Origin of the sequence: Cyanobium sp. Alchichica 3B3-8F6, assembly GCF_024346435.1 — a bacterium.
Lineage (GTDB): Bacteria > Cyanobacteriota > Cyanobacteriia > PCC-6307 > Cyanobiaceae > Cyanobium_A.
Genome location: NZ_JAGQCZ010000001.1, coordinates 177,551 through 196,611, shown reverse-complemented (window position 1 = coordinate 196,611; position 19,061 = coordinate 177,551). Strand labels below are relative to the sequence as shown.

The window sequence follows — 19,061 nt, the reverse complement described above, 5'->3', positions numbered from 1 at the left end:
GGCTGGGTGGCCGTCGCCCAGTTGCCGTTCGGCGATGGCGAGGCCCAGCTGTTCGACAACCTGGATGAGCTGCACGAGAGGCTCTCGCTGGCGATGAACCTGCGTCGGCTCGAGCCCTGCGCCAACCGCGTGACGCTGGCCCAGCGCTCGGCCCTGCGCCTGGTGGGTGACATCGGCCTTACGGCGATGGCCTGCACGCCCACGGCTGCCCTGGTGGATGACCACCACGAGGCCGTGATGGCGTTTCTGCAGCTCGGCCGGATCGACTACCGCATTGGTGGTCGCTCGTTTTCGGCTGAAGCGGGCCGCTCGCTCATGTATCTGCCGGGCGAGGCGATGTAGGTGCGCACCCACCCTCACGTTGGCATTGCCTACAACCTCAATCGGCCCCTCTTAGCGCGTTATCTGGTGGACCAGGATCGCGCCCTCAGCCTGGAGCGAGCCCTGCTCGACCTGCATCGGCCTTGGCAGGTTGACCTGCGCGATCCGGACACCCGCTCTGCCCTGCAACATCTGAACCTGATCATTCGCCTGCTGGATGGCACCGGTGAGATGGTGCCGGGCCAGTCGATCCTCTCGGTATTGGAGGACCGGATCTACCAGGCCACGGCCCAGCTGCTGCTTCCCGCCATCAGGCGGGGGTGAGCTCGTCGATCAGCTCCTGGAGCTCGCCTCCATCCACCTCGTACACCGCGCTGCAGAAGTGGCAGGTGAGTTCAGCCTTGCCGTCTTCGGCCAGCATGGCGCTGAGTTCGTCGTGGCCCAGCAGCTTGAGGGCACCGACGCTGCGCTCGCGGCTGCAGGGGCAGTGGAAGCGCACCGGCGTGCAGGCTGCACGGTCGTCGAGAGGTTGGGGATCGAGGTCGGGGAAGATGTCCTCCAGCAGGCTATGCAGCTGCCCCTCGCAGGCGGCCAGCCGCTGGCTGAAGTGCTGCACCTCGCGGCAGCGCTCTTCCAGCAGGGCCACCAGGGCCGGTTCCCGGGCAGCCTTGGGCAGCACCTGCACCAGCACGCCACCGCTGCAGCGCACGCCGCTGCTGTCGATCTGCTCGCCGACGAACACCGCCGAGGGGGTTTGCTCCGAATGCAGCAGGTAGGAGGCCAGATCGTCGCCGATGCCACCGCTCACCAGCTCAACGGTGGAGCTGAACGGCGCGCCTTCGCCCAGATCCCGCACCACGTGGAGATAGCCGGTGCCGGTGGCGGTGCGGAAATCGAAGTGATGCAGCCCGTCGGGCTCGCTCACCAGATCCAGCTCCAGGCCGGGATGGCCCACATAGCCGCGCACGCTGCCGTCGCGGCCCGCATCCACCATCAGCCCCCGCAGCGGGCCGTCCGACTGGATGCGCAGGTTGACGCGGCCATGGGCCACCTTCATCGAGCTGGCCAGCAGCAGCCCCGCCGTCATGGCACGGCCCAGCAGGGCCGTGGTGAGGAAGGAGAGGCCGTGGCGCTCCTGGGCGGTGCGGCTGGTGTGGGTGGTGCTCACCGCCACCATCCGGATGCCCCCGCCGGCGGCCGTGGCCCGCAGCAGCTGATCGCTCAAGGCTCGCCGTTTCGATGTGAAGGCATCGTACGGAGCTCACTCAGCTGGCCCGCCTCCAGCCGCCAGCCCCCATCGATCACGCCTCTGAACAGCTCGGGTTCGTGGGTCACCACCAGCACGGCCCGCTCCTCGGCCAGGGCGGCCAGCAGCTCCAGCACCTCGCGTCGCACGGCCCAGTCGAGGCCGGCGGTGGGCTCATCCAGCAGCAGCACCTGAGGATTGCGCAACAGCTGCACCGCCAGGGCGAGCCGCCGCTGCTGGCCGCCGCTGAGCTGCTCTGGCGCCTGCTGCAGCGAGAGGCCCTCCAGCCCCACCAGCTGCAGTGCGTTCTGGGCCTGCTCGGCCGTTAGCCGCCGGTGGCCGAGCTTGAGCTCCTGGCCCACGCTGAGGCCGAGGAAATGGCGCTCCGGAAATTGAAACACCAGGCCGCACAGCCAGCGGCGTTGGCGGCCGTTGAGGGGCTGTCCATCCCAGAGCAGCTGGCCGGCGGAGGCCTCGGCCAGGCCGCTGATCACCTCCAATAGGGTCGTTTTGCCACTGCCGCTGCGGCCGGCCACCAGCACGGCGCGGCCCACCGGCAGGGTCAAGTTGACGCCTTTGAGCACCGGTTCCTGCGCCGTAGCGGGCTGATAGCAGACGTTGCGCAGCTCGAGCATCGACCCAGCATGCCGCCGGGCGTGTTTGATGGAGCCAGTCTTCCCCCCGATCCCGCTCTGCCATGGAGGTGCGCTTCCGCGAGTTCAACCCCTTTAATTGCTGGATCTGGATGCGTTTCCCCCATCCCCTGGGCTCAGGGGAGCGGGGCTATCTGGAAACCGCTTTCGACAGCTGGTTTTTCCTGGGCAAGCTGGGCGGCTTCAACGCCGAAAACCTCCAGGCCCATGAGGAGGGGGCGGAGCTGGGCTGGATGGCCTACAGCCATGAGGCGGCAGCGTCCGCCTTGCCGGCCCTGATGCACAACATGGGCCCGATGGAATACCAGGACGACTGGGCCCGCTGTTGGGTGGACCTGGGCACCAGCGATGCCTTCGCCCTGGATGTGTTGATCAATGCCCTGGGTCAGCTCAACAACGACGTGCTGGAGATCGAGGAGTTGCTGATCGGCGGCCTCAATGACGACTGGCCGATTGAGGAGCAGCCCGAAGCGATGTTTGCGGGCCTGGATGCCATCGATGATCAGGACGAGCACGCCGACGAGGACGCTGACGCTGAGGAAGAAGATGCGTCCGGCAACGAGGCCTGGAGCTAGCCGGCGCTGTGGCTCGCGAACTGCGACGCCTGCTGATCGCCCCGGAGCGCCTGGCTGCTGCTGCGGCTGGATCGGGCGCCCTGGCCCTCAGCCTCGAACGGGCCGAGGGCCACTACCTCGGCCGCGTGTTGCGGTTGCGCCCCGGCGATCGCTTCGCGGTGGTGGACGGGGCCGGCCGGCTCTGGAGTGCGGTGTTGCAAGCCAACGATCGCGCCCACCTGGAGCAACCCCTGGCGGCTCCGTTGCAGATGGAGCCGCCGCCGGCGGTGCCCCTGGAGCTGGCGGTGGCCCTGCCCCGGCGGGATGCCGATGTGCTGCTGCGCATGGTCTGCGAACTGGGGATCGACCGGCTGATCCCCCTGCAGGCCGAGCGGAGCGTCGACCCTGAACCCCTCACGCCGGGCCGCTCAGGCACCATCCTGCGGGAGGCGCTGGAGCAATGCGAGCGGCTCTGGCAGCCCGTACTGGCCCCATCGCTGCCGGCTCAGGAGCTGCTGGGGGGGCCACCGCCAGGCGGCCCAGGCCGGGGATGGCTCTGCACCACGCGCCAGAGCAGCACGCCCCTGTTGGCGGAGGCGTTGGCAGCTCTCGGTTCCACACCCGATGGCCTGCCAGGAGCCCTGACGGTGGCGATTGGACCGGAGGGTGGTTGGACGTCGCAGGAAGAGGACCTGGCCCGGGAGCACGGCTGGCAAGCCGTGAGCCTGGGCGACACAATCCTGCGCTGCAGCACGGCCGCCGTGGCTGCAGCAGCCCTGCTCAGCCACTGGCGTGCCCAGCGGTTGCCCTAGTTGCGGAACATGCCGGAGGCCATCTCCTTGAAGCCGGCCAGGTTGGCGCCAGCCAGGCGGCGGCGGCTGCGCAGGGTGTTGGCCGGATTGAGGCAGTCGGGGGCAAAGGTGGCGTTGCTGGGCGGGGGCAGGGCCTCCTGGGCCGCCCGCAGCTCAGCGGCAATGGCTTCGGCCGTGGTGAGGCTGCTGCTGGCGCTGGCCTGACTGGGTGCGGGGGTGGCTGCAGGGATTTGGATCGGCGCGCTCTGGCCCTCGGCTGACTTGGTTGGCGGGACTTTGGGTTCGGCGATGGCCACCTTGGCCGGTTCGGCGCCTTCACTGCCCAGGTCTAGGAAGAAGGAGGCCTTGCGGTTGAACACCATCACGGCAGCAGCGTCGTAGGTCGATTATCCGCTGCCCCGCTCCCCAGCTGCGCCACTGGTCGCGCTATGCAACACACTTTGATGGCGCCGTCGCCGCCCCGTGCCGATCCCCGCCCCAGTCCTGGTGGCCCCCCCCCCCTGGAGCCACTGGTTGGTGGCCCTGGCCCTGAACACCCTGTTGATCGGCGTGGCCCAGCGCCTGCCCCTGCTCACCCGGGCCGGCTGGGTGCACGCCGGCATCCTCGGCAGCCTGCTGTGGGGCTGCCTTGGGCTGAGGGGCTGGCTGGCGGTGGTGCTCTATCTGGCCTTGGGATCCCTGGTGACCCGCCTGGGCTTCCGCACCAAGCAGGCCCGCGGTCTGGCGGAGGGGCGGGGTGGGGCCCGGGGGCCGGAGAACGTCTGGGGTTCGGCGGCCACCGGCGCCCTGCTGGCGATGGCGACGGTGCTGGCGCCGCCGTCTTGGCAGCCCTTGCTGCTGCTCGGCTTTGCCGCCAGCTTCGCCGCCAAGTTCGCCGACACCTGCGGCAGCGAGATCGGCAAGCGCTGGGGGCGCCACACGGTGCTGATCACCTCCCTGCGCCCCGTGCCGCCGGGCACCGAAGGGGCGATCAGCCTCGAGGGCACCGCCGCCAGCCTCGCGGGCAGCGGCCTGATGGCGGCGCTGATGCTGGTGCTGGGCCTGGGGGCTGGCAGTTCGGTCAGCTCCAGTGCCGTCAACCCAGGAGCCGTCTGGCTGCTGATCACCCTGGTGGGACTGGCCGCCACCCTGATTGAAAGCCTGATCGGCGCCAGTGCTCAGCAGCGCTGGGCCTGGCTCAGCAACGAACTGGTGAATGGGATTCAGACGGCGATTGCCGCCCTGCTCGCCATGGCACTGGCTCCGCTGCTGCTGGCCCCGCTGGTGCTGGCGGCGGCCTCCTGAAGCCAGGCCAGCAGGGCATCCCCCCGGACCTTGGCCTGGCAGCTGGTGAGCCGCAGCTCCAGGGCCAGCTCGCTCCAGCTCAGGCCCTCCATCCAGCGCCCCTCCAGCAGCCGCTGCTCCAGCCGGTTGAGGCGGGCGAGCTGGCTGTGCAACCAGCGGCACTGCAGCTGCTGCTCTGAGTCTGAGTCTGTGTGGGTGTCTGATTCGGTGTGGGGTGTTGCTCCTGCTGTTGCCCAGCCTGTTGAACAACCCGTTGCACAACCCGCTGTGCTGTCTGCGTCATGGGCGCTACGGCCAGCGGCCAGCTGGTCGAGCAGGCAGCTGGCCTCCTCACCATCGCTGCCGGACAGCGGGGCATCGAGGCTGCGCACCTGCAGGGCTCGCTGGACCGCTGCGGCCTCCTGGAGCTGGGTCGGGGTGCAGCCAAGCTCCTCGGCGAGCTGGGCCGTTTGCAGGGGAGCCAGACCCTGGCCGCGGCGCTGCTCCTGCAGGCGCCGGGCCCGTTGCTGCAGTTCCCGCAGCCGCCGCGGTGTGTGCAGCGGTTGGCCGTGGTCGCGCACGTCGTGGCGCATGGCCCCTTCGATGTAGGGCACGGCGAAGCTGCTGAAGTTGCAGCGCTGGCGCAGGTCGAAGGCCTCCACGGCCCGGATCAGGCCAAGGCCTCCGGCCGACACTAGGTCGTCGAAGGGCTGGCCACTGCGGCGGGTGTGGCGCTGGGCCACCATGCGCACCAGGGCCAGGTTGTGCTCCACCAGGGCATTGCGCCACAGCAGTCGGGTGGTGGCGTCGGGGCTGGCTGCCATGGCTTCGAGCCAGCTGCGGTTGCGCGCGTGAAGTTCGGATGCGGCGAGTGTTGATGCGGTGGGCTTGGGAGCAAGAGACTGGGGAGCGGGGACCTTCGGAGCGGGTGCCATGGAGGGCGAGACGTCGGTGTTTTCACCGTCGCCGCGGTGCCCCAACCGTCGCTTCCCCCGCGCGGGGGACTTGCGCTCACCCAAATGGGGGATCGCCCCTCAGTAGGCCAGAGGCGTCTGGCCGTGCAGGGGCTGCAGATCTGCCCAGGTCAGCAGGGCCGGCCAGTTGCGCACCCGCTCATACACCTGACGATGCCCGTCGCTGTTGAGATGCAGGCCATCGCTGCTCAGCCACTGAGGCCAGTCGGGATCGGCCAGCAATCCCTTCAGCAGGGGGAGGAACGGCACGTCGGCTTCCAGGCAGGCCTCCTCCAGCAGGCCCTCGTAGCGGCGGATGTCGGCTAGGGAATACCAGAGCACGTCGGCGTAGGGCATGGCGGCCTCCTCCACCGGTGTAAGCCCGATCACGTGCACCGGGGCGATCGCTCGGGCCTGTTGCAGCAGCTGCTGCAGGCCAAACAAAAAGCCCTCGGCATCGAGCTGGGGCCGGCCATCAGCCCGTCCCACCCGGGCCGTGTCGTTGAGCCCGATCCCCAGCAGGATTCCCTGGGGCTGCTGGCGCCGCAGCTCTCCGCGGCAACCCACTTCGGCGCTCAAGCGAGCAGCCAGCCGCTCCAGCCCGTCGCCCCGCACGCCCAGGTTGTAGAGCACCGGGCCGCCCGGCAGGTCCATCCAATGGCGCCGCAGCCGCTCGCACCAGCCCCCCTCCAGCGGGTCGCCCCAGCCGAACACACCGCTATCGCCAAGCGCCACCAGCTTCCTGGGGATGGCCATCACCATGGGGGGTCTCCAACAGCCACAGGCGGGCGCGATCGCTCAGATCTTCCCCCAGCAGCGTCAGCAACGCATAGGCCAGCACCAGCGCCAGCAGCTGGTCGCCGGCAAACGAACTGAGGGCCTCGAGCAGCTGGCTGCCCAGACCGGTGGCGCCCACCAGACCCACCACCACCGATTCCCGCAGGATCACGTCGGCCCGGTAGGCGCCGTAGGCCAGGTAGGGGCGGGCCAGGCCACTGAAGCGGCCGTAGAGCAGGGCCAGGCGCGGCCCGCCGCCGGCGGCCAGCAGGGCCTGCTGCTGGGGTGCGCCAGTGGTTTCAGCGGCCTCCAGCAGCAAGCGGCCGAGGATGCCGAGGTTGTGGAACCCCAGGGCAAGGGCGCCGGTGAGCACCCCGGGCTGGAGCACAAACAGCAGCAGCAGGGCGGTCAGTGGTGGCGGCCACAGCCGGCCCAGGGCCCAGAGCCCGCGCACCAAAGCGCCCCCAATCGGCCAGGGCGCGACCACCAACAGCAGCAGGGGTGCCAGACCCACGGCCAGGGCCGCGGCCAGCACCGTTAACAGCACGGTGTTGGCGATCAGGCCTGGCCAGGGCAAGGCGGCCACGGCGCCCCAGTCGGCCGGGCCCAGGGGGGGTAGGCCCTGCCACTGCAACAAGGCGGCGGGCTCTACCTCCAGCCGCCAGGCCACCACCGCCAGCAGCGGCAGCAGGGCCAGGCCCGCGGCCACCAGCTCGCGCGCCTGCCGTCCCACGGCTCGCTGACGCAGCCCCAGCCGCGCCGGCATGGCCCAGCGGCGCCGCAGCCAGCCCAGCAGCGCTTCGAGCAGCAGCATCAACAGCAGCAGCAGCCACAGGCCGGTCCAGAGCTCACGGAAGGCCAGCGACTGCAGGGTGAGCCGCAGCTCGGTGCCCAGACCCCCCAGGCCGAACACCCCCAGCAGGGTGGCGCTGCGCAGGGCGCACTCGAGGCGATAGCCGCTGTAGCTGATCACCTGGGGCAGCAGCGGCGGCCCCAGGGCCGTGAGCAGGGCCGCCGGGGCCGGGGCTCCGCCAGAGCGCAGGGCCTCCAGGCTCGCGATGGGCAGGGTGTCGAGCAGGTCGCTGACCACCCTGGCCACCAGGGCCCCGAAGGGAATCGCGATCGCCACCACCGCCACCTCCGGTTGCAGGCCCACCAGCTGCAGCAGCAGCAACCCCCAGAGCAGTTCGTGAAGCGAGCGGGGCAGGGCCAGCAGGCGGCGGATCCAACCGGCCGGGGCGGCACTGCCCGTGCAGGTGCGCCACACCACCCGGGAGCTGGCGATGCCGAGCCCCAGGCCCAGCACCAGGCTGCCGGCCCAGCCCAGCAGAGCGATGCCTGCGGTCACGCCCAGCCCTCCCAGCACCGACCTCAGCACCAGCGGATCGAGGGAGGGCTGCAGCGCTGCCGCCGCAAACTGCCCCACCAGCTCCCAGCCGCCGCCATGGCTGATCCCGGGCAGCAGGGCCAGCACCGGCAGCAGCACCAGGGCGGGCAGCAGCACCCACAGGGGCGCAGCGGGCCTCATGGTTCAGCGCCGGCGTAGAGCGCCTCGAGTTGGCCAGGATCCAGGCTGGCGCAGGGTTGGTCGAAGACCAGACGCCCATCCCGCAGCCCCACCACCCGATCGAAACCCGTCAGCAGGTCGGGGCGGTGCAGGCTCAGCAGCAGGCCCCGCGGCGGGCCGGCCAGCTCCAGCAGCAGGGTGAGCAGATCGGCAGCCAGGCGCGGATCCAGGCTGGCCAGGGGTTCATCGGCCAGCAGCAGCAGCGGCTCCTGGCGCAGCAGCCGGGCCAGGGCCACCCGCTGCCGCTGGCCGCCTGAGAGCGCCGACACCGGTTGGTTGAGCAGGGCCGGATCCAGATCCAGCCGCTGCAGCACCTCTGCGCAGGCCGGGGTGTCCAGGGGCAGCAGCAGGTTGAGCAGGGCCCGCGGCCAGCCCCACGCCGCCAGACGGGCGGCGTTGAGGTTCTGCTGCACCGTCAGCTCCTCGATCAGGCGCAGGTCCTGCCAGAGGGTGCCGATGCGGGCCTGCTGGCGGCGACGGGCGCGGCGGCTGCGGGCCCGGGGTTCGCCCTGCCACCGCACCTGGCCGTGATCCGGGGCGAGCAGGCCGTTGGCCACCGCAATCAAGGTGCTCTTGCCGGCGCCGCTGGGCCCCAAGAGGGCCACCCGCTCGCCGGGCTCTAGCTGCAGCGACACCCCATCCAGCCGCGGCTGGGTGCGCCCCCGCACGGTGATGGACTCCAGGCTCAGCAGGGACGGCAAGGTGAGGTCAGGCCAGGGTGAGTCGATAGACGATCAGCGCCAGGATCAAAGCCACCAGGCTCATCTCAATCAGATCGGGGCCGCGGGGGTTCATGGCCGGATTAGAAGCGCCGCCGCTCAAGGCTGGCCGCCGAGGGCAGCGCCAGGGCCACCGCCAGCAGGGGAATCTCCAGCAACAGCTGGCCATTGCCGAAGGCGATGAAGGCCAGATCGAGGGAGGCGATGCTGCGCAGAAACAACGACCACGCCTCATCGCCCTCGTTGCCCGCCCGGCGCCAGAGCACCAGGCCAGCCAGTAGCAGCACCAGATCGATCAACCAGACCACAGACAGAGGCACCGGGATGCGTCAATTGTGAATGGTCTGGCACCCAGCGTGGCCAGCCTGGGCGTGGGGCCTGTTAGCGGATCTTGCCGATCTGGCGTCCCACGGATTCGATGGCCTTGTATTGGTCGTTGCTGGCTGGCACGAAGCGCTCAGCACCGAACAAGTCGAGGATCTGGGCTTGGCGAGGGTTGCTGGCTTTGAGCCCCACAAAGGCCTGCTCAAGTTTGATGGTAAAGCCCTTGCCATACTCTTGGTCAAGATTGGGTTGCACCACCCAGGTGTAGTTGGCGTAGCCAGGGGTGCGCCAGATCGGGATGACTTGTTGGGTAGTTACTTTCCCGGCCTTGAGCGTGCTTGTCCACACCTCTTCATTGACCACGCCGGCATCGTAGGTGCCGCTTTTCACCAGGGCGATCAGGGCGTCGTGGCTGCCGCTGAAGCCCGGTGCGCCGCCGGCAAAATCATTGAGCTGCACGCCCGCTTCATTGAGATAAAACTGCGGCATCAGCCGGCCTGATGTAGAACTTTCCGAGCCGAAGGTGAAGCGCTTGCCCTTCAGTTCGCGCAGGCCGTTCACGCCGCTGATTGGCTTGAGGCCGCTGCGGGGGTTGGCGATGAACACGCTGTGGAAAGAGCGGTCGATGTCACGCTGGGCCAGGGCGCGGGCGCCGGGCTTCTGCAGCCAGGCCTGCACGCCGGTGAGTCCGCCAAACCACACCAGGTCGAGATCGCCGGTGCGGAAAGAGGTCACCGCGGCGGTGTAATCGGTGACCGGGATGAACTTGACCGGCACCTGCAGCTGCTCGCTCAGTTCATCGGCCACAAGGCCGTACAGCCGATTCAGTTTTTCGGGGTTTTGATCGGGAATGGCGCTGATGCGCAGCACCCGCTTGTCTTGCGGCTGCACCGCGAGGTCGGCCCCTGTGCCGGGGGCTGAAGATCCGCGATCGGAGGGATTGGAGCAGGCCGTTGGGAGCAGACCGATCAGCAGGAGGCCGGCGAGTGCAACGGCCCAACGTTCTCGTGTGATCAAGGCAGGAGTGGCTCGGAAACGACCCAATCCTCCGCCATCGGCTGGCGCTACAGGCTGGCCAAGAAGCGCTGCAAGCGCGCCAGGCCGTCCTGGATGGTGGCAGGTCCGGCGGCGCAGGACAGGCGGATGCAGCGGTCGTCGCCGAAGGCCACGCCGGGCACCACCGCCAGACCAACCTCATCAAGCAGGCGATTGCACAGGGTCATGGACTCGAGGCCGTAGGCACTCACGTCGGGGAACGCGTAGAAGGCTCCCTCCGGCGGCAGCAGTTCCAGCCGTTCGATCGCCATCAGTCCCGCCGTCAGCAGGCTGCGGCGCTCATCGAACTGGGCGGCCATGGCGCGCACACAGTCGCGGGAGGCGCTGATCGCGGCCAGGGCACCGAACTGGGCAAAGCTGCACACGTTGCTGGTGCTCTGGCTCTGCAGGGCGCTGGCGGCGGCCACCACCGACCGTGCACCCACCAGCCAGCCGATGCGCCAGCCGGTCATGGCCCAGCCCTTGGCGAAGCCGTTGACGGTGAAGATGCGATCGGCCAGGTCGGGTGCCACCGCGGCAAAGCTGTGGTGGCTGTGGCCAGGAGCCAGCAGAAACTCATAGATCTCGTCGCACACCACCGCCACCTGGGGATGGCGGCGCAGCACCGCGGCGATCGCCTCCAGCTCTGGCCGGCTCAGCACCATGCCGGTGGGGTTGCCGGGGCTGTTGAGCACCAGCAGCTTGCTGGCCGGGGTGATGGCCGCTTCCAGAGCGGCGGGATCGAGCCGAAATCCCTGGGCCGCTGAGCTGGGAATCAGCGCTACCGAGGCTCCGGCCAGTCGGGCGATTTCGGGGTAGCTGAGCCAGTAGGGCGCCGGCAGCAGCAGCTCGTCGCCAGGCTCCAGCAGCACCTGGAACAGGTTGTAGAGGGCCTGCTTGCCGCCATTGGTGACCAGCACCTGGTCGGCGGTGGTGGCTACGCCGTTTTCCTGGCTCAGCTTGGCGGCGATCGCTTCGCGCAGGGCCGGTTCGCCGGCGGCGGGGCCGTAGCGGGTGTGGCCCGCCTCCAGGGCCGCGGTGGCGGCCTGACGGATGAAGGCGGGCGTGTCGAAGTCCGGTTCGCCGGCGCTGAGGCTGCAGATGTCGTGGCCGTCGGCCTTGAGGGCCTTGGCGCGGGCGGCAATCGCCAGGGTGAGGGAGGGCTGCAGCGCCCTCGCTCGGGCGGAGAGCCCAGGGGTGTTGGTGGTGGGTGCGGCGAACATCCCTGTGTCCGGCATCGGGATGCGCGGCTTCAGCACTGAAATCCATCCTGCCGCACGGTTTCTCCACCTACGGTTCGAGCTGGCACGAAAGGGGCAGTTCGTTGCTGAGCGTCACCACTGGTCCTTGATGACTTCCCCACTCCCGCCGCGCGACCCCTTGCAGCAGCTGGCCCGCTCCTGCGCTGCCTGCCGCCGCTGCGGCCTGGCGGCGGGCCGCCAGCAGGTGGTGGTGAGCCGAGGCAATCCAACCGCCCGGCTGATGCTGATCGGCGAGGGGCCGGGTGCCCAGGAGGATCTGGCGGGGCTTCCCTTTGTGGGTCGCTCCGGCCAGCTGCTCGAGCAGCTGCTGGCCGCCGCCGGGCTTGACAGCCAGAGCGACACCTACGTGTGCAACGTGGTGAAGTGCCGGCCGCCGGGCAACCGCAAGCCCACGGCTGCGGAAATGGCTGCCTGCCGCCCTTGGCTGGAGCAGCAGATCGCCCTGGTGGATCCCCTGGTGATTGGACTGGTGGGCGCCACGGCCCTGGAAGCCGTGCTGGGCATCCGCGGCGGCATCACCCGGCTGCGGGGCCAGTGGCGCGCCAGTGACCAGGACACCCCGAACCTTGGCGTCCTGCGGGGGCGCTGGTTGATGCCCCTGCTGCATCCCTCCTATCTGCTGCGCAATCCTTCCCAGGCGGAGGGATCTCCCCGCTGGCACACCGTTCGCGATCTGGCCGAGCTGCGCCGCCGTTTGATCGACCCGCCACTTGGCTGAGGTATCACTTGGCTGATCCGCCAGCGGTGGTGATGTTGTGACAGGCTTTGCGCAGCCTCCGGCCCCCAGCGCTCTCCCGTCATGACCGGCACCCTGGCCCGCCCCGACGCCTCCTCTCCCGACCGGGCCACCGACCCGACCAACGACTGGGCCAGCGACCCCCGTTTCGACACCCAGATCCACCGCCGCAAAACCCGCAGCGTGCGGGTGGGCGGCATCTGGGTCGGCAGCGACCACCCGGTGGTGGTCCAGTCGATGATCAACGAAGACACCCTCGACATCGAAGGGGCCACGGCTGGGATTCGGCGGCTGCATGAGGCCGGCTGCGAGATCGTGCGGCTCACCGTGCCGTCCCTGGCCCATGCCAAGGCGGTGAAGGAGATCCGCCAGCGGCTGGAAGACAGCTACAAGCCCGTGCCGCTGGTGGCGGACGTGCACCACAACGGCATGAAGATCGCCCTCGAGGTGGCCCAGCACGTCGACAAGGTGCGGATCAACCCCGGTTTGTTTGTGTTTGACAAGCCCGACCCCAACCGCACCGAATTCAGCCCCGAGGAGATCGCCGCTATCGGCGAGCGCATCACCGACACCTTCGAGCCGCTGGTCAGCCTGCTCAAGGAGCAGGACAAGGCCCTGCGCATCGGCGTCAACCACGGCTCCCTGGCCGAGCGGATGCTGTTCAGCTACGGCGACACGCCCATGGGCATGGTCGAGAGCGCCCTGGAGTTCATCCGCATCTGCGACCGGCTCGACTTCCACAACATCGTCGTGTCGATGAAGGCCTCGCGGGCGCCGGTGATGATGGCCGCCTACCGGATGATGGCCGCCCGCATGGATGCGGAGGGGTTCCATTACCCCCTGCACCTGGGCGTGACCGAAGCCGGCGACGGCGACTATGGCCGCATCAAGAGCACCGCCGGCATTGCGCCCCTGCTGGCCGAGGGCCTGGGCGACACGATTCGCGTCTCCCTCACCGAAGCGCCGGAGAAGGAGATCCCGGTTTGCTATTCGATCCTGCAGGCTCTGGGGCTGCGCAAAACGATGGTCGAATATGTGGCCTGCCCCAGCTGCGGCCGCACCCTGTTCAACCTGGAGGAGGTGTTGCACAAGGTGCGCAACGCCACCGCCCACCTTACCGGCCTCGACATCGCCGTGATGGGCTGCATCGTCAACGGCCCCGGCGAGATGGCTGATGCCGACTACGGCTACGTCGGCAAGACCCCTGGCAGCATCTCCCTCTACCGCGGCCGCGAGGAGATTCGCCGGGTGCCGGAGGCGGAAGGGGTGGAGGCCCTGATTGCCCTGATCCGGAAGGACGGCCGCTGGGTTGATCCCTGAGCGGTCCTGGCTTGTTGTCGTCCGGTTACCCACCCCCGTGGAAACCTTGCGGCGGCGCTAGTTTCAGAGAACGTTTCCCGGGCCTCCACGGCTTTTTCTGATGGCCAGCCCCCGCACCAGCCTGGTTGTGCTGGTAGGCATCGGTGCCTGTGCGGCCACGGCGGTTGTAGCTCGGGAAGTTGTCACGCCCCCGGGGGGCACGTCGCGGATCAGCGACAGCCCCAAGGAGGTGATCGACCAGACCTGGCAGATCGTCTTCCGCGACTATCTGGACATCAACGGCAAGTACAAACCGGAGCAATGGCGCAGCCTGCGCAGCAGTGTGCTGGCCAAGAGCTACGGCAGCACCAAAGAGGCCTACGAAGCGATCCGGGGCATGCTCGGCAGCCTCGATGATCCCTACACCCGCTTTCTCGATCCGCGGGAATTCAAGGAGATGCAGATCGACACCTCCGGAGAGCTCTCCGGGGTGGGCATCCAGCTGAGTCTCGATAAGGAGACCAAAAATCTTGTGGTGGTGTCGCCGATCGAGGGCTCGCCCGCGTCCAAGGCGGGGGTGCAACCCAAGGACGTGATCGTGGCCATCGATGGCAAGAGCACCAAGGGGATGAGCACCGAGGACGCGGTCAAACTGATCCGCGGTCAGGCCGGCACCTCGGTAACCCTCACCCTGCAGCGCAAGGGCCAGACCCTGGAGGTGCCGCTCACCCGCGAGCGCATTGAGCTCCATGCCGTTGACCATCAGATCAACACCACCACTGATGGGGTGAAGGTGGGCTACATCCGCCTGCGCCAGTTCAACGCCACGGCCACCAAGGACATGCGTCTGGCGGTGAAGGATCTGGAGGAGAAAGGCGCCCAGGGCTACGTGTTGGATCTGCGCAGCAACCCCGGCGGCCTGCTGATGGCGAGCGTGGAAATCGCCCGCCAGTGGCTCAACGAGGGCACGATTGTGTCCACCAAAACCCGCGATGGCATCCGCGATGTGAAGCGGGCCAACGGCCGCGCCCTCACCAACAAGCCGCTGGTGGTGCTGGTGAATGAAGGCTCGGCCAGTGCCAGTGAAATCCTCTCCGGCGCTCTGCAGGACAACCAGCGGGCGGTGTTGGTGGGGCAGAAGACCTTCGGCAAGGGTCTGGTGCAGTCGGTGCGGGGGCTCTCCGATGGCTCCGGCATGACCGTGACCATCGCCAAATACCTCACCCCCAGTGGCCGGGACATCCACAAGCACGGCATCGACCCCGATGTGACGGCGAAGATGACCGAGCTGGAGGCCCAGCGGCTCAAGCTGGAGGATCTCGGCACCCGCAAAGACAGCCAATACCGGGTGGCCGAGACCACCCTGGTGAAGCGGCTTCGCGCTGCCAATGGTGTGGAGAAGGCCTACAACCCGGCCAGCACCAACCTGCCTTCGGCTTTGGCCAAACCAACGGGCGCCGCCCGCTGACTGAATGACGGCTCCCGCTGAGTCGATCTGGACCCTGAAACCCTGGTGGTGTCAGCCCTGGAGCATCGTGCTCACCGGAGCGGGTGTTATCGCTGTGAGCTGGTTTCTCCTGCAGCGCTGGTGGATCACTGGGCCTGTGGCCCTGGTGGTGCTGCTCTGGTGGCTGCTATTTCTGGTGCTGGTGCCAGCCAGCTATCGGGCACAACAGCAGGAGCGCCAAAGCCTGGAGCCCTGAAACGGCCTAGGAAACAGGCTGCATCAGGCCGCCACCGGGGCTGGAATCGTCATCGTCGTTGTTGTTTGTGTCGCCCTGAAGGAGGGCGTAGAGGCCCAAGGCCACCAGGCTGACCACTCCGGAGATCAGACTGAAGCCACCACTGAAGCCGCCGAAGCCCGAAGTCGCGTCGATCACCTCGCCCATCGGACCACCGTTACACAAGTTCTCATGAATGTAACGGAACTTTGAGGGTTTTGGGGCAGGGGCGGGAATTAGCACCGCCAGCCCTCTCACGCCGCCCGCTCTCACACCGTTAAAACCGCCTCGTTCTGAACCACTTGCTGCTCGCTGCGCTGGGCCTCGGTGAGGCCATCGGCGCCGGGGAGTTGGGCCGCCATCTGGTTCAGCCAGCCCATCAGCTCCTCCAGTTGCTTCTCGGCGGGAAGCACGCCCAGGCCCCGGGCCAGCACCTTGGCGGTGCTCCCCGACCCCGGCTGATACACGAGCCGCCCATGCAGGTGCTGGGGCAGACCCTGGCGCAGCAGCCGGAAGGCCGGCTCTTCCATCGGTGTGTCCAGGGCGATGTTGGGCTTTTCCGGCTTGATGCGCGAGAAGCCGCAGCGCTTGGCCACCAGCTTCAGCTCCATCAGCTGCAGCAGCGATTGCACCGGCGCAGGGATGGCCCCATAGCGATCCACCCAGCCGGCCGCCAGCTCCACTAGGGTTTCCTTGCTACTGCAGTCGGCGGCGGCGCGGTAGGCCGCCATCTTTTCGTCGTTCTCGGTGATCCAGTCGCCCGGGATGAAGGCGGTGATCGGCAGGTCGATCTGGGTGTCGTCCACCGCCGGGATGTCCTGGCCCTGGATCTCGGCGAGGGATTCCTGCAGCATCTCCATGTAGAGGTCGAAGCCGATCGCCTCCATCTGGCCGCTCTGCTCCACCCCCAGCAGGTTGCCCACGCCGCGGATTTCCATGTCGCGCATGGCCAACTGGTAGCCACTGCCCAGCTGGGCGAATTCCTGAATCGCCCGCAGCCGCTGGCGTGCCGCTTCGCTGAGGGAGGCATCGCCGGGATAGAAGAGCCAGGCGTGGGCCTGGATGCCGCTGCGGCCCACCCGGCCGCGCAGCTGATACAGCTGGGCCAGACCAAACTTGTGGGCGTCCTCGATCAGGATCGTGTTCACCCTGGGGATGTCGAGGCCGCTCTCCACGATCGTGGTGCAGAGCATCAGGTCGGCCTCACCGGCGTTGAAGGCCACCATGGCGCTCTCCAGCTCCCCCTCGGCCATCTGGCCGTGGGCCACCAGCAGCCGTAGGCCCGGAATCATGCTCTGCAGTTGGGCGGCCACATCGTCGATGCCCTCCACCCTGGGCACCACGTAAAAGATCTGGCCGCCGCGGTCGATCTCCTGGCGGATGGCGCTGCGCACCGCCTCCTCATCGAGGGCGGCCAGGTGGGTTTTGATCGGCCGGCGCAGCGGCGGCGGTGTGGTGATCAGGCTCATCTCGCGCACGCCCGAGAGGCTCATGTAGAGGGTGCGTGGGATCGGTGTGGCGCTGAGCGTCAGCACGTCCACGTCTTTGCGCAGGGCCTTGATTTTTTCCTTCTGGTTTACGCCGAAGCGCTGCTCCTCATCCACCACCAGCAGGCCCAGCTGCTTGAAGCCGGTGCCTTTGGAGAGCAGTTGGTGGGTGCCCACCACCACATCGACTTTGCCGCTGGCCAGCCCCTCGAGGATCACCTTGCGCTCGCCGGCGGTGCGGAAGCGGTTGAGCAGGCTCACCTTGAGCGGATAGGGCGCGAAGCGCTCCGAGAGGGAGCGCCAGTGCTGCTGGGCCAGCACGGTGGTGGGGGCCAGCATCGCCACCTGCTTGCCGGCGGTCACAGCTTTGAAGATGGCGCGGATGGCCACCTCGGTTTTGCCGAAGCCCACATCGCCGCACACCAGCCGGTCCATGGGCTGGGGCTGCTCCATGTCGCGTTTCACATCGGCGATCGCCTTCACCTGATCGGGGGTGGGTTCGTAGGGGAAGGAGTCTTCGAGCTCGTGTTGCCAGGGGCCATCGGCCGGGAAGGCGAAACCCGGGGCCTGGTGGCGCTCGGCATAGAGCTTCACCAGATCCAGCGCCACCTTGCGCACGGCCTTCTGGGCCCGCTCCTTGGCCTTGGTCCAGGCCGTGCCGCCCATGCGGTTGAGCTCGGGCGGGGCATCGGTGCTGGCGCGGTAGCGGCCGAGGCTGCCCAGCTGGTCGGCGGCGACCCGCAGCAGGCCGTCGGCGTACTGCACCACCAGGTAGTCGCGCGATTCGCCGCTGATCGCCAGCTTTTCCAGCTTCAGAAACCGGCCGATGCCGTGGTTGCGGTGCACCACAAAGTCGCCCGGTTGCATTTTGTTGGGATCCACCGTGCGGCTGGCGGCCTTGCGCCGCCGCCGCACATAGCCGCTGGCGGCCAGGGCGTGCTGGCCGAAGAACTCCCGATCGGTGATCAGCACCAGCTTCCAGGCCGGCAACTGCAGCCCTTCGAGCTCGGCGGTGCCCTTGGTTTTCAGCGCCACCGGCGTGGCCTGCTCCACCAGCCGATCAATGGCCGGGAAGTCGGTGGGGTTGGGCACGAAGCGGGTGATGCAGTCGTGCTCCTCCAGCAGGGCTACCGCCCGGCTGGGCTGGGCCGAGAGCAGCCACACCGTGGCCTTCTCGGCCACAAAGCCCTTCACCAGCCCCGCCAGCTTGCCGAAGGCGTTGGGGTAGGCCGGCACCGAGCGGGAGGCCAGATCGAGACTGTTGGGGTGGCTGTCGGTTTCGTGCAGCTCGGCCAGATCGAAGCCGCCGAAGGCTGCCGCCTGCTCCAGGGCCTCGCTGGGCGGGCGGTGCAGCAGCGGTGGCAGCAGAGCCAGCTCCTGGCACACCTCGCTGTGATGCTCCACAACATGGTCGAACCACTGCTGGCCGTGGGAGAGGCAATGGCGCCGCTCGTTCACGGCGATCAAGGTGTGGGCGGGCAGGTAATCGAGCAGGCAGGCCGGTTGCTGCCAGGCCAGCCCCATCAGCCGCCGCAGGCCCTCGGGGGTGCCGCCCTCCAGCAGCTGGTCGCTGGCCTCGGCGCTCAGCAGCTGATCCAGTTCATCGGGCATCGCCTCGCGCAGGGCATCGGCGATCAGTGGGCCGTAGCCGGTGGGGGTGAGGCGCACCACCTCAACGGCATCGAGGGAGCGTTGGGAGGCTGGATCAAACTCCCGCAGCTTCTCCAGCTCCTCGCCAAAAAATTCCAGCCGCACCGGCAGCTCGGCGCTTACCGGAAACACGTCGATGATGTCGCCGCGGCGGCTCCAGCAGCCCTCCTGCTCGATCATGGGCACCCGCTCATAGCCAAGGCGCGTCAGCGTGGTGGCTAGCTCGTCGAGATCCACCGTGTCGCCCTTGCGCAGGCTCAGGGACTGCAGGGCCTCCGGCGGCGGTAGGTGGGGCTGCAGGGCCCGCTCGGTGGCCACGATCGCCAGGCGCTGGCCGCCATCCAGCAACTCCGCCAGCACCTGCAGCTGGCCCCAGGTGATTTCGCTGGTGGGATCGAAGGGCTCGTAGGGGCTCGCTTCACTGGTGGGATAAAGCTGGCAGCTGGGCCAGCCCATCAGCTCCAGCAGCGCCGCCCAGCGCCCGGCCTCCTCCAGGGTGGGCACGATCACCAGCAGGGGAGCGCCGGCGGCGCCCGCCAGCGCCGAGCTGATCAGAGCCCTGGCCCCCCGGCCAGCGCCGCTCAGTCGCAGGCGCTCGGGCCGCTTGCTGCGCTCCAGCACCTCCCCGGTGAGGGATGCCTGCTGCAGTTGACGCACCAGGGCGGAGAGGGGCATGGAGGCG

The 19,061-nt window shown here is 68.5% G+C and carries 21 protein-coding genes; 9 read left to right on the top strand and 12 right to left on the bottom strand.

All coding sequences use genetic code 11. The annotated features are described in order from the left end of the window. The first annotated feature begins 6 nt into the window (after positions 1 to 6). Positions 7 to 342 (top strand): hypothetical protein, encoded by a 336-nt coding sequence (locus KBY65_RS01130; protein ID WP_255000187.1) that lies wholly within the window; start codon positions 7 to 9, stop codon positions 340 to 342. Continuing rightward, positions 343 to 645, top strand: coding sequence for a hypothetical protein (locus KBY65_RS01125; protein ID WP_255000185.1), 303 nt, complete (start codon positions 343 to 345; stop codon positions 643 to 645). Here the strand turns inward: KBY65_RS01125 and hslO are convergent. Together hslO and KBY65_RS01115 are read right to left on the bottom strand one after the other, a co-directional pair. Beyond that, positions 632 to 1,546, bottom strand: coding sequence for an Hsp33 family molecular chaperone HslO (gene hslO / locus KBY65_RS01120; RefSeq protein ID WP_255000182.1), 915 nt, complete (start codon positions 1,544 to 1,546; stop codon positions 632 to 634). The genes KBY65_RS01125 and hslO overlap by 14 nt on opposite strands. After that, on the bottom strand, positions 1,543 to 2,202 hold the full coding sequence (locus tag KBY65_RS01115) for an ABC transporter ATP-binding protein (protein ID WP_094559316.1): 660 nt from the start codon (positions 2,200 to 2,202) through the stop codon (positions 1,543 to 1,545). The genes hslO and KBY65_RS01115 overlap by 4 nt, the downstream gene beginning before the upstream one ends. Positions 2,203 to 2,264: 62 nt before the next feature. Here KBY65_RS01115 and KBY65_RS01110 point away from each other — a divergent pair, with 62 nt between their 5' ends. Both KBY65_RS01110 and KBY65_RS01105 read left to right on the top strand, forming a co-directional pair. Further along, positions 2,265 to 2,795: a DUF3531 family protein gene (locus KBY65_RS01110; protein WP_315860008.1), complete on the top strand. Its 531-nt coding sequence runs from the start codon at positions 2,265 to 2,267 to the stop codon at positions 2,793 to 2,795. An 8-nt stretch (positions 2,796 to 2,803) separates the two neighbouring features. Beyond that, positions 2,804 to 3,586, top strand: coding sequence for a 16S rRNA (uracil(1498)-N(3))-methyltransferase (locus tag KBY65_RS01105; RefSeq protein ID WP_255000181.1), 783 nt, complete (start codon positions 2,804 to 2,806; stop codon positions 3,584 to 3,586). On the opposite strand, the gene KBY65_RS01100 is transcribed toward KBY65_RS01105, so the two are convergent. Further along, on the bottom strand, positions 3,583 to 3,948 hold the full coding sequence (locus tag KBY65_RS01100) for a hypothetical protein (RefSeq protein ID WP_255000180.1): 366 nt from the start codon (positions 3,946 to 3,948) through the stop codon (positions 3,583 to 3,585). The genes KBY65_RS01105 and KBY65_RS01100 overlap by 4 nt on opposite strands. Before the next feature lie 121 nt (positions 3,949 to 4,069). Between KBY65_RS01100 and KBY65_RS01095 the strand changes: the two genes are divergently transcribed. Further along, on the top strand, positions 4,070 to 4,870 hold the full coding sequence (locus KBY65_RS01095; protein ID WP_255000322.1) for a DUF92 domain-containing protein: 801 nt from the start codon (positions 4,070 to 4,072) through the stop codon (positions 4,868 to 4,870). Here KBY65_RS01095 and KBY65_RS01090 read toward each other — a convergent pair. The 7 genes from KBY65_RS01090 to KBY65_RS01060 form a co-directional block, all read right to left on the bottom strand. Beyond that, positions 4,789 to 5,673, bottom strand: coding sequence for a sigma-70 family RNA polymerase sigma factor (locus KBY65_RS01090; protein ID WP_255000179.1), 885 nt, complete (start codon positions 5,671 to 5,673; stop codon positions 4,789 to 4,791). The two genes, KBY65_RS01095 and KBY65_RS01090, sit on opposite strands and share 82 nt — an antisense overlap. Positions 5,674 to 5,883: 210 nt before the next feature. Further along, a complete protein-coding gene (locus KBY65_RS01085; RefSeq protein ID WP_094559458.1) occupies positions 5,884 to 6,564 on the bottom strand; it encodes a GDSL-type esterase/lipase family protein in 681 nt (226 codons plus the stop codon). Continuing rightward, positions 6,521 to 8,107, bottom strand: coding sequence for a phosphonate ABC transporter (locus KBY65_RS01080; protein WP_255000177.1), 1,587 nt, complete (start codon positions 8,105 to 8,107; stop codon positions 6,521 to 6,523). Before KBY65_RS01080 ends, KBY65_RS01085 begins: the two co-directional genes overlap by 44 nt. Further along, entirely contained in the window at positions 8,104 to 8,847 is a 744-nt protein-coding gene (locus KBY65_RS01075; protein WP_094559310.1) for an ATP-binding cassette domain-containing protein, read from the bottom strand. Before KBY65_RS01075 ends, KBY65_RS01080 begins: the two co-directional genes overlap by 4 nt. 101 nt (positions 8,848 to 8,948) lie before the next feature. Next, positions 8,949 to 9,185 (bottom strand): hypothetical protein, encoded by a 237-nt coding sequence (locus tag KBY65_RS01070; RefSeq protein WP_255000176.1) that lies wholly within the window; start codon positions 9,183 to 9,185, stop codon positions 8,949 to 8,951. Positions 9,186 to 9,246: 61 nt separating this feature from the next. Further along, positions 9,247 to 10,206 (bottom strand): putative selenate ABC transporter substrate-binding protein, encoded by a 960-nt coding sequence (locus KBY65_RS01065; protein ID WP_094559309.1) that lies wholly within the window; start codon positions 10,204 to 10,206, stop codon positions 9,247 to 9,249. Between the two features lie 47 nt (positions 10,207 to 10,253). Then, entirely contained in the window at positions 10,254 to 11,462 is a 1,209-nt protein-coding gene (locus KBY65_RS01060) for a pyridoxal phosphate-dependent aminotransferase (protein ID WP_255000175.1), read from the bottom strand. Positions 11,463 to 11,574: 112 nt separating this feature from the next. On the opposite strand from KBY65_RS01060, the gene KBY65_RS01055 reads away from it, so the two are divergent. The 4 genes from KBY65_RS01055 to KBY65_RS01040 all read left to right on the top strand — a co-directional run bounded on the left by KBY65_RS01055 (position 11,575) and on the right by KBY65_RS01040 (position 15,224). Beyond that, complete coding sequence (locus KBY65_RS01055) at positions 11,575 to 12,204, top strand: uracil-DNA glycosylase (protein WP_255000174.1); 630 nt, start codon at positions 11,575 to 11,577, stop codon at positions 12,202 to 12,204. Positions 12,205 to 12,285: 81 nt separating this feature from the next. Further along, complete coding sequence (gene ispG, locus KBY65_RS01050) at positions 12,286 to 13,542, top strand: (E)-4-hydroxy-3-methylbut-2-enyl-diphosphate synthase (protein WP_255000173.1); 1,257 nt, start codon at positions 12,286 to 12,288, stop codon at positions 13,540 to 13,542. A gap of 100 nt (positions 13,543 to 13,642) precedes the next feature. Then, positions 13,643 to 14,989: a S41 family peptidase gene (locus KBY65_RS01045; RefSeq protein ID WP_094559306.1), complete on the top strand. Its 1,347-nt coding sequence runs from the start codon at positions 13,643 to 13,645 to the stop codon at positions 14,987 to 14,989. A gap of 4 nt (positions 14,990 to 14,993) precedes the next feature. Next, complete coding sequence (locus tag KBY65_RS01040) at positions 14,994 to 15,224, top strand: DUF6737 family protein (RefSeq protein ID WP_255000172.1); 231 nt, start codon at positions 14,994 to 14,996, stop codon at positions 15,222 to 15,224. Positions 15,225 to 15,230: 6 nt separating this feature from the next. Here the strand turns inward: KBY65_RS01040 and KBY65_RS01035 are convergent, their stop codons facing one another. Continuing rightward, a complete protein-coding gene (locus KBY65_RS01035) occupies positions 15,231 to 15,410 on the bottom strand; it encodes a hypothetical protein (protein ID WP_254987073.1) in 180 nt (59 codons plus the stop codon). Between the two features lie 101 nt (positions 15,411 to 15,511). Next, complete coding sequence (gene mfd / locus KBY65_RS01030; protein WP_255000171.1) at positions 15,512 to 19,054, bottom strand: transcription-repair coupling factor; 3,543 nt, start codon at positions 19,052 to 19,054, stop codon at positions 15,512 to 15,514. Positions 19,055 to 19,061: the final 7 nt, after the last annotated feature.

Coding starts and splice junctions, on each gene's coding strand:
- KBY65_RS01090 (WP_255000179.1), bottom strand. CDS start 5,673: ATGGCAGCCAGCCCCGACGCCACCACCCGACTGCTGTGGCGCAATGCC.
- KBY65_RS01110 (WP_315860008.1), top strand. CDS start 2,265: ATGGAGGTGCGCTTCCGCGAGTTCAACCCCTTTAATTGCTGGATCTGG.
- KBY65_RS01060 (WP_255000175.1), bottom strand. CDS start 11,462: ATGCCGGACACAGGGATGTTCGCCGCACCCACCACCAACACCCCTGGG.
- KBY65_RS01045 (WP_094559306.1), top strand. CDS start 13,643: ATGGCCAGCCCCCGCACCAGCCTGGTTGTGCTGGTAGGCATCGGTGCC.
- mfd (WP_255000171.1), bottom strand. CDS start 19,054: ATGCCCCTCTCCGCCCTGGTGCGTCAACTGCAGCAGGCATCCCTCACC.
- KBY65_RS01115 (WP_094559316.1), bottom strand. CDS start 2,202: ATGCTCGAGCTGCGCAACGTCTGCTATCAGCCCGCTACGGCGCAGGAA.
- KBY65_RS01035 (WP_254987073.1), bottom strand. CDS start 15,410: ATGGGCGAGGTGATCGACGCGACTTCGGGCTTCGGCGGCTTCAGTGGT.
- KBY65_RS01085 (WP_094559458.1), bottom strand. CDS start 6,564: ATGGTGATGGCCATCCCCAGGAAGCTGGTGGCGCTTGGCGATAGCGGT.
- KBY65_RS01040 (WP_255000172.1), top strand. CDS start 14,994: ATGACGGCTCCCGCTGAGTCGATCTGGACCCTGAAACCCTGGTGGTGT.
- ispG (WP_255000173.1), top strand. CDS start 12,286: ATGACCGGCACCCTGGCCCGCCCCGACGCCTCCTCTCCCGACCGGGCC.
- KBY65_RS01100 (WP_255000180.1), bottom strand. CDS start 3,948: ATGGTGTTCAACCGCAAGGCCTCCTTCTTCCTAGACCTGGGCAGTGAA.
- KBY65_RS01080 (WP_255000177.1), bottom strand. CDS start 8,107: ATGAGGCCCGCTGCGCCCCTGTGGGTGCTGCTGCCCGCCCTGGTGCTG.
- KBY65_RS01055 (WP_255000174.1), top strand. CDS start 11,575: ATGACTTCCCCACTCCCGCCGCGCGACCCCTTGCAGCAGCTGGCCCGC.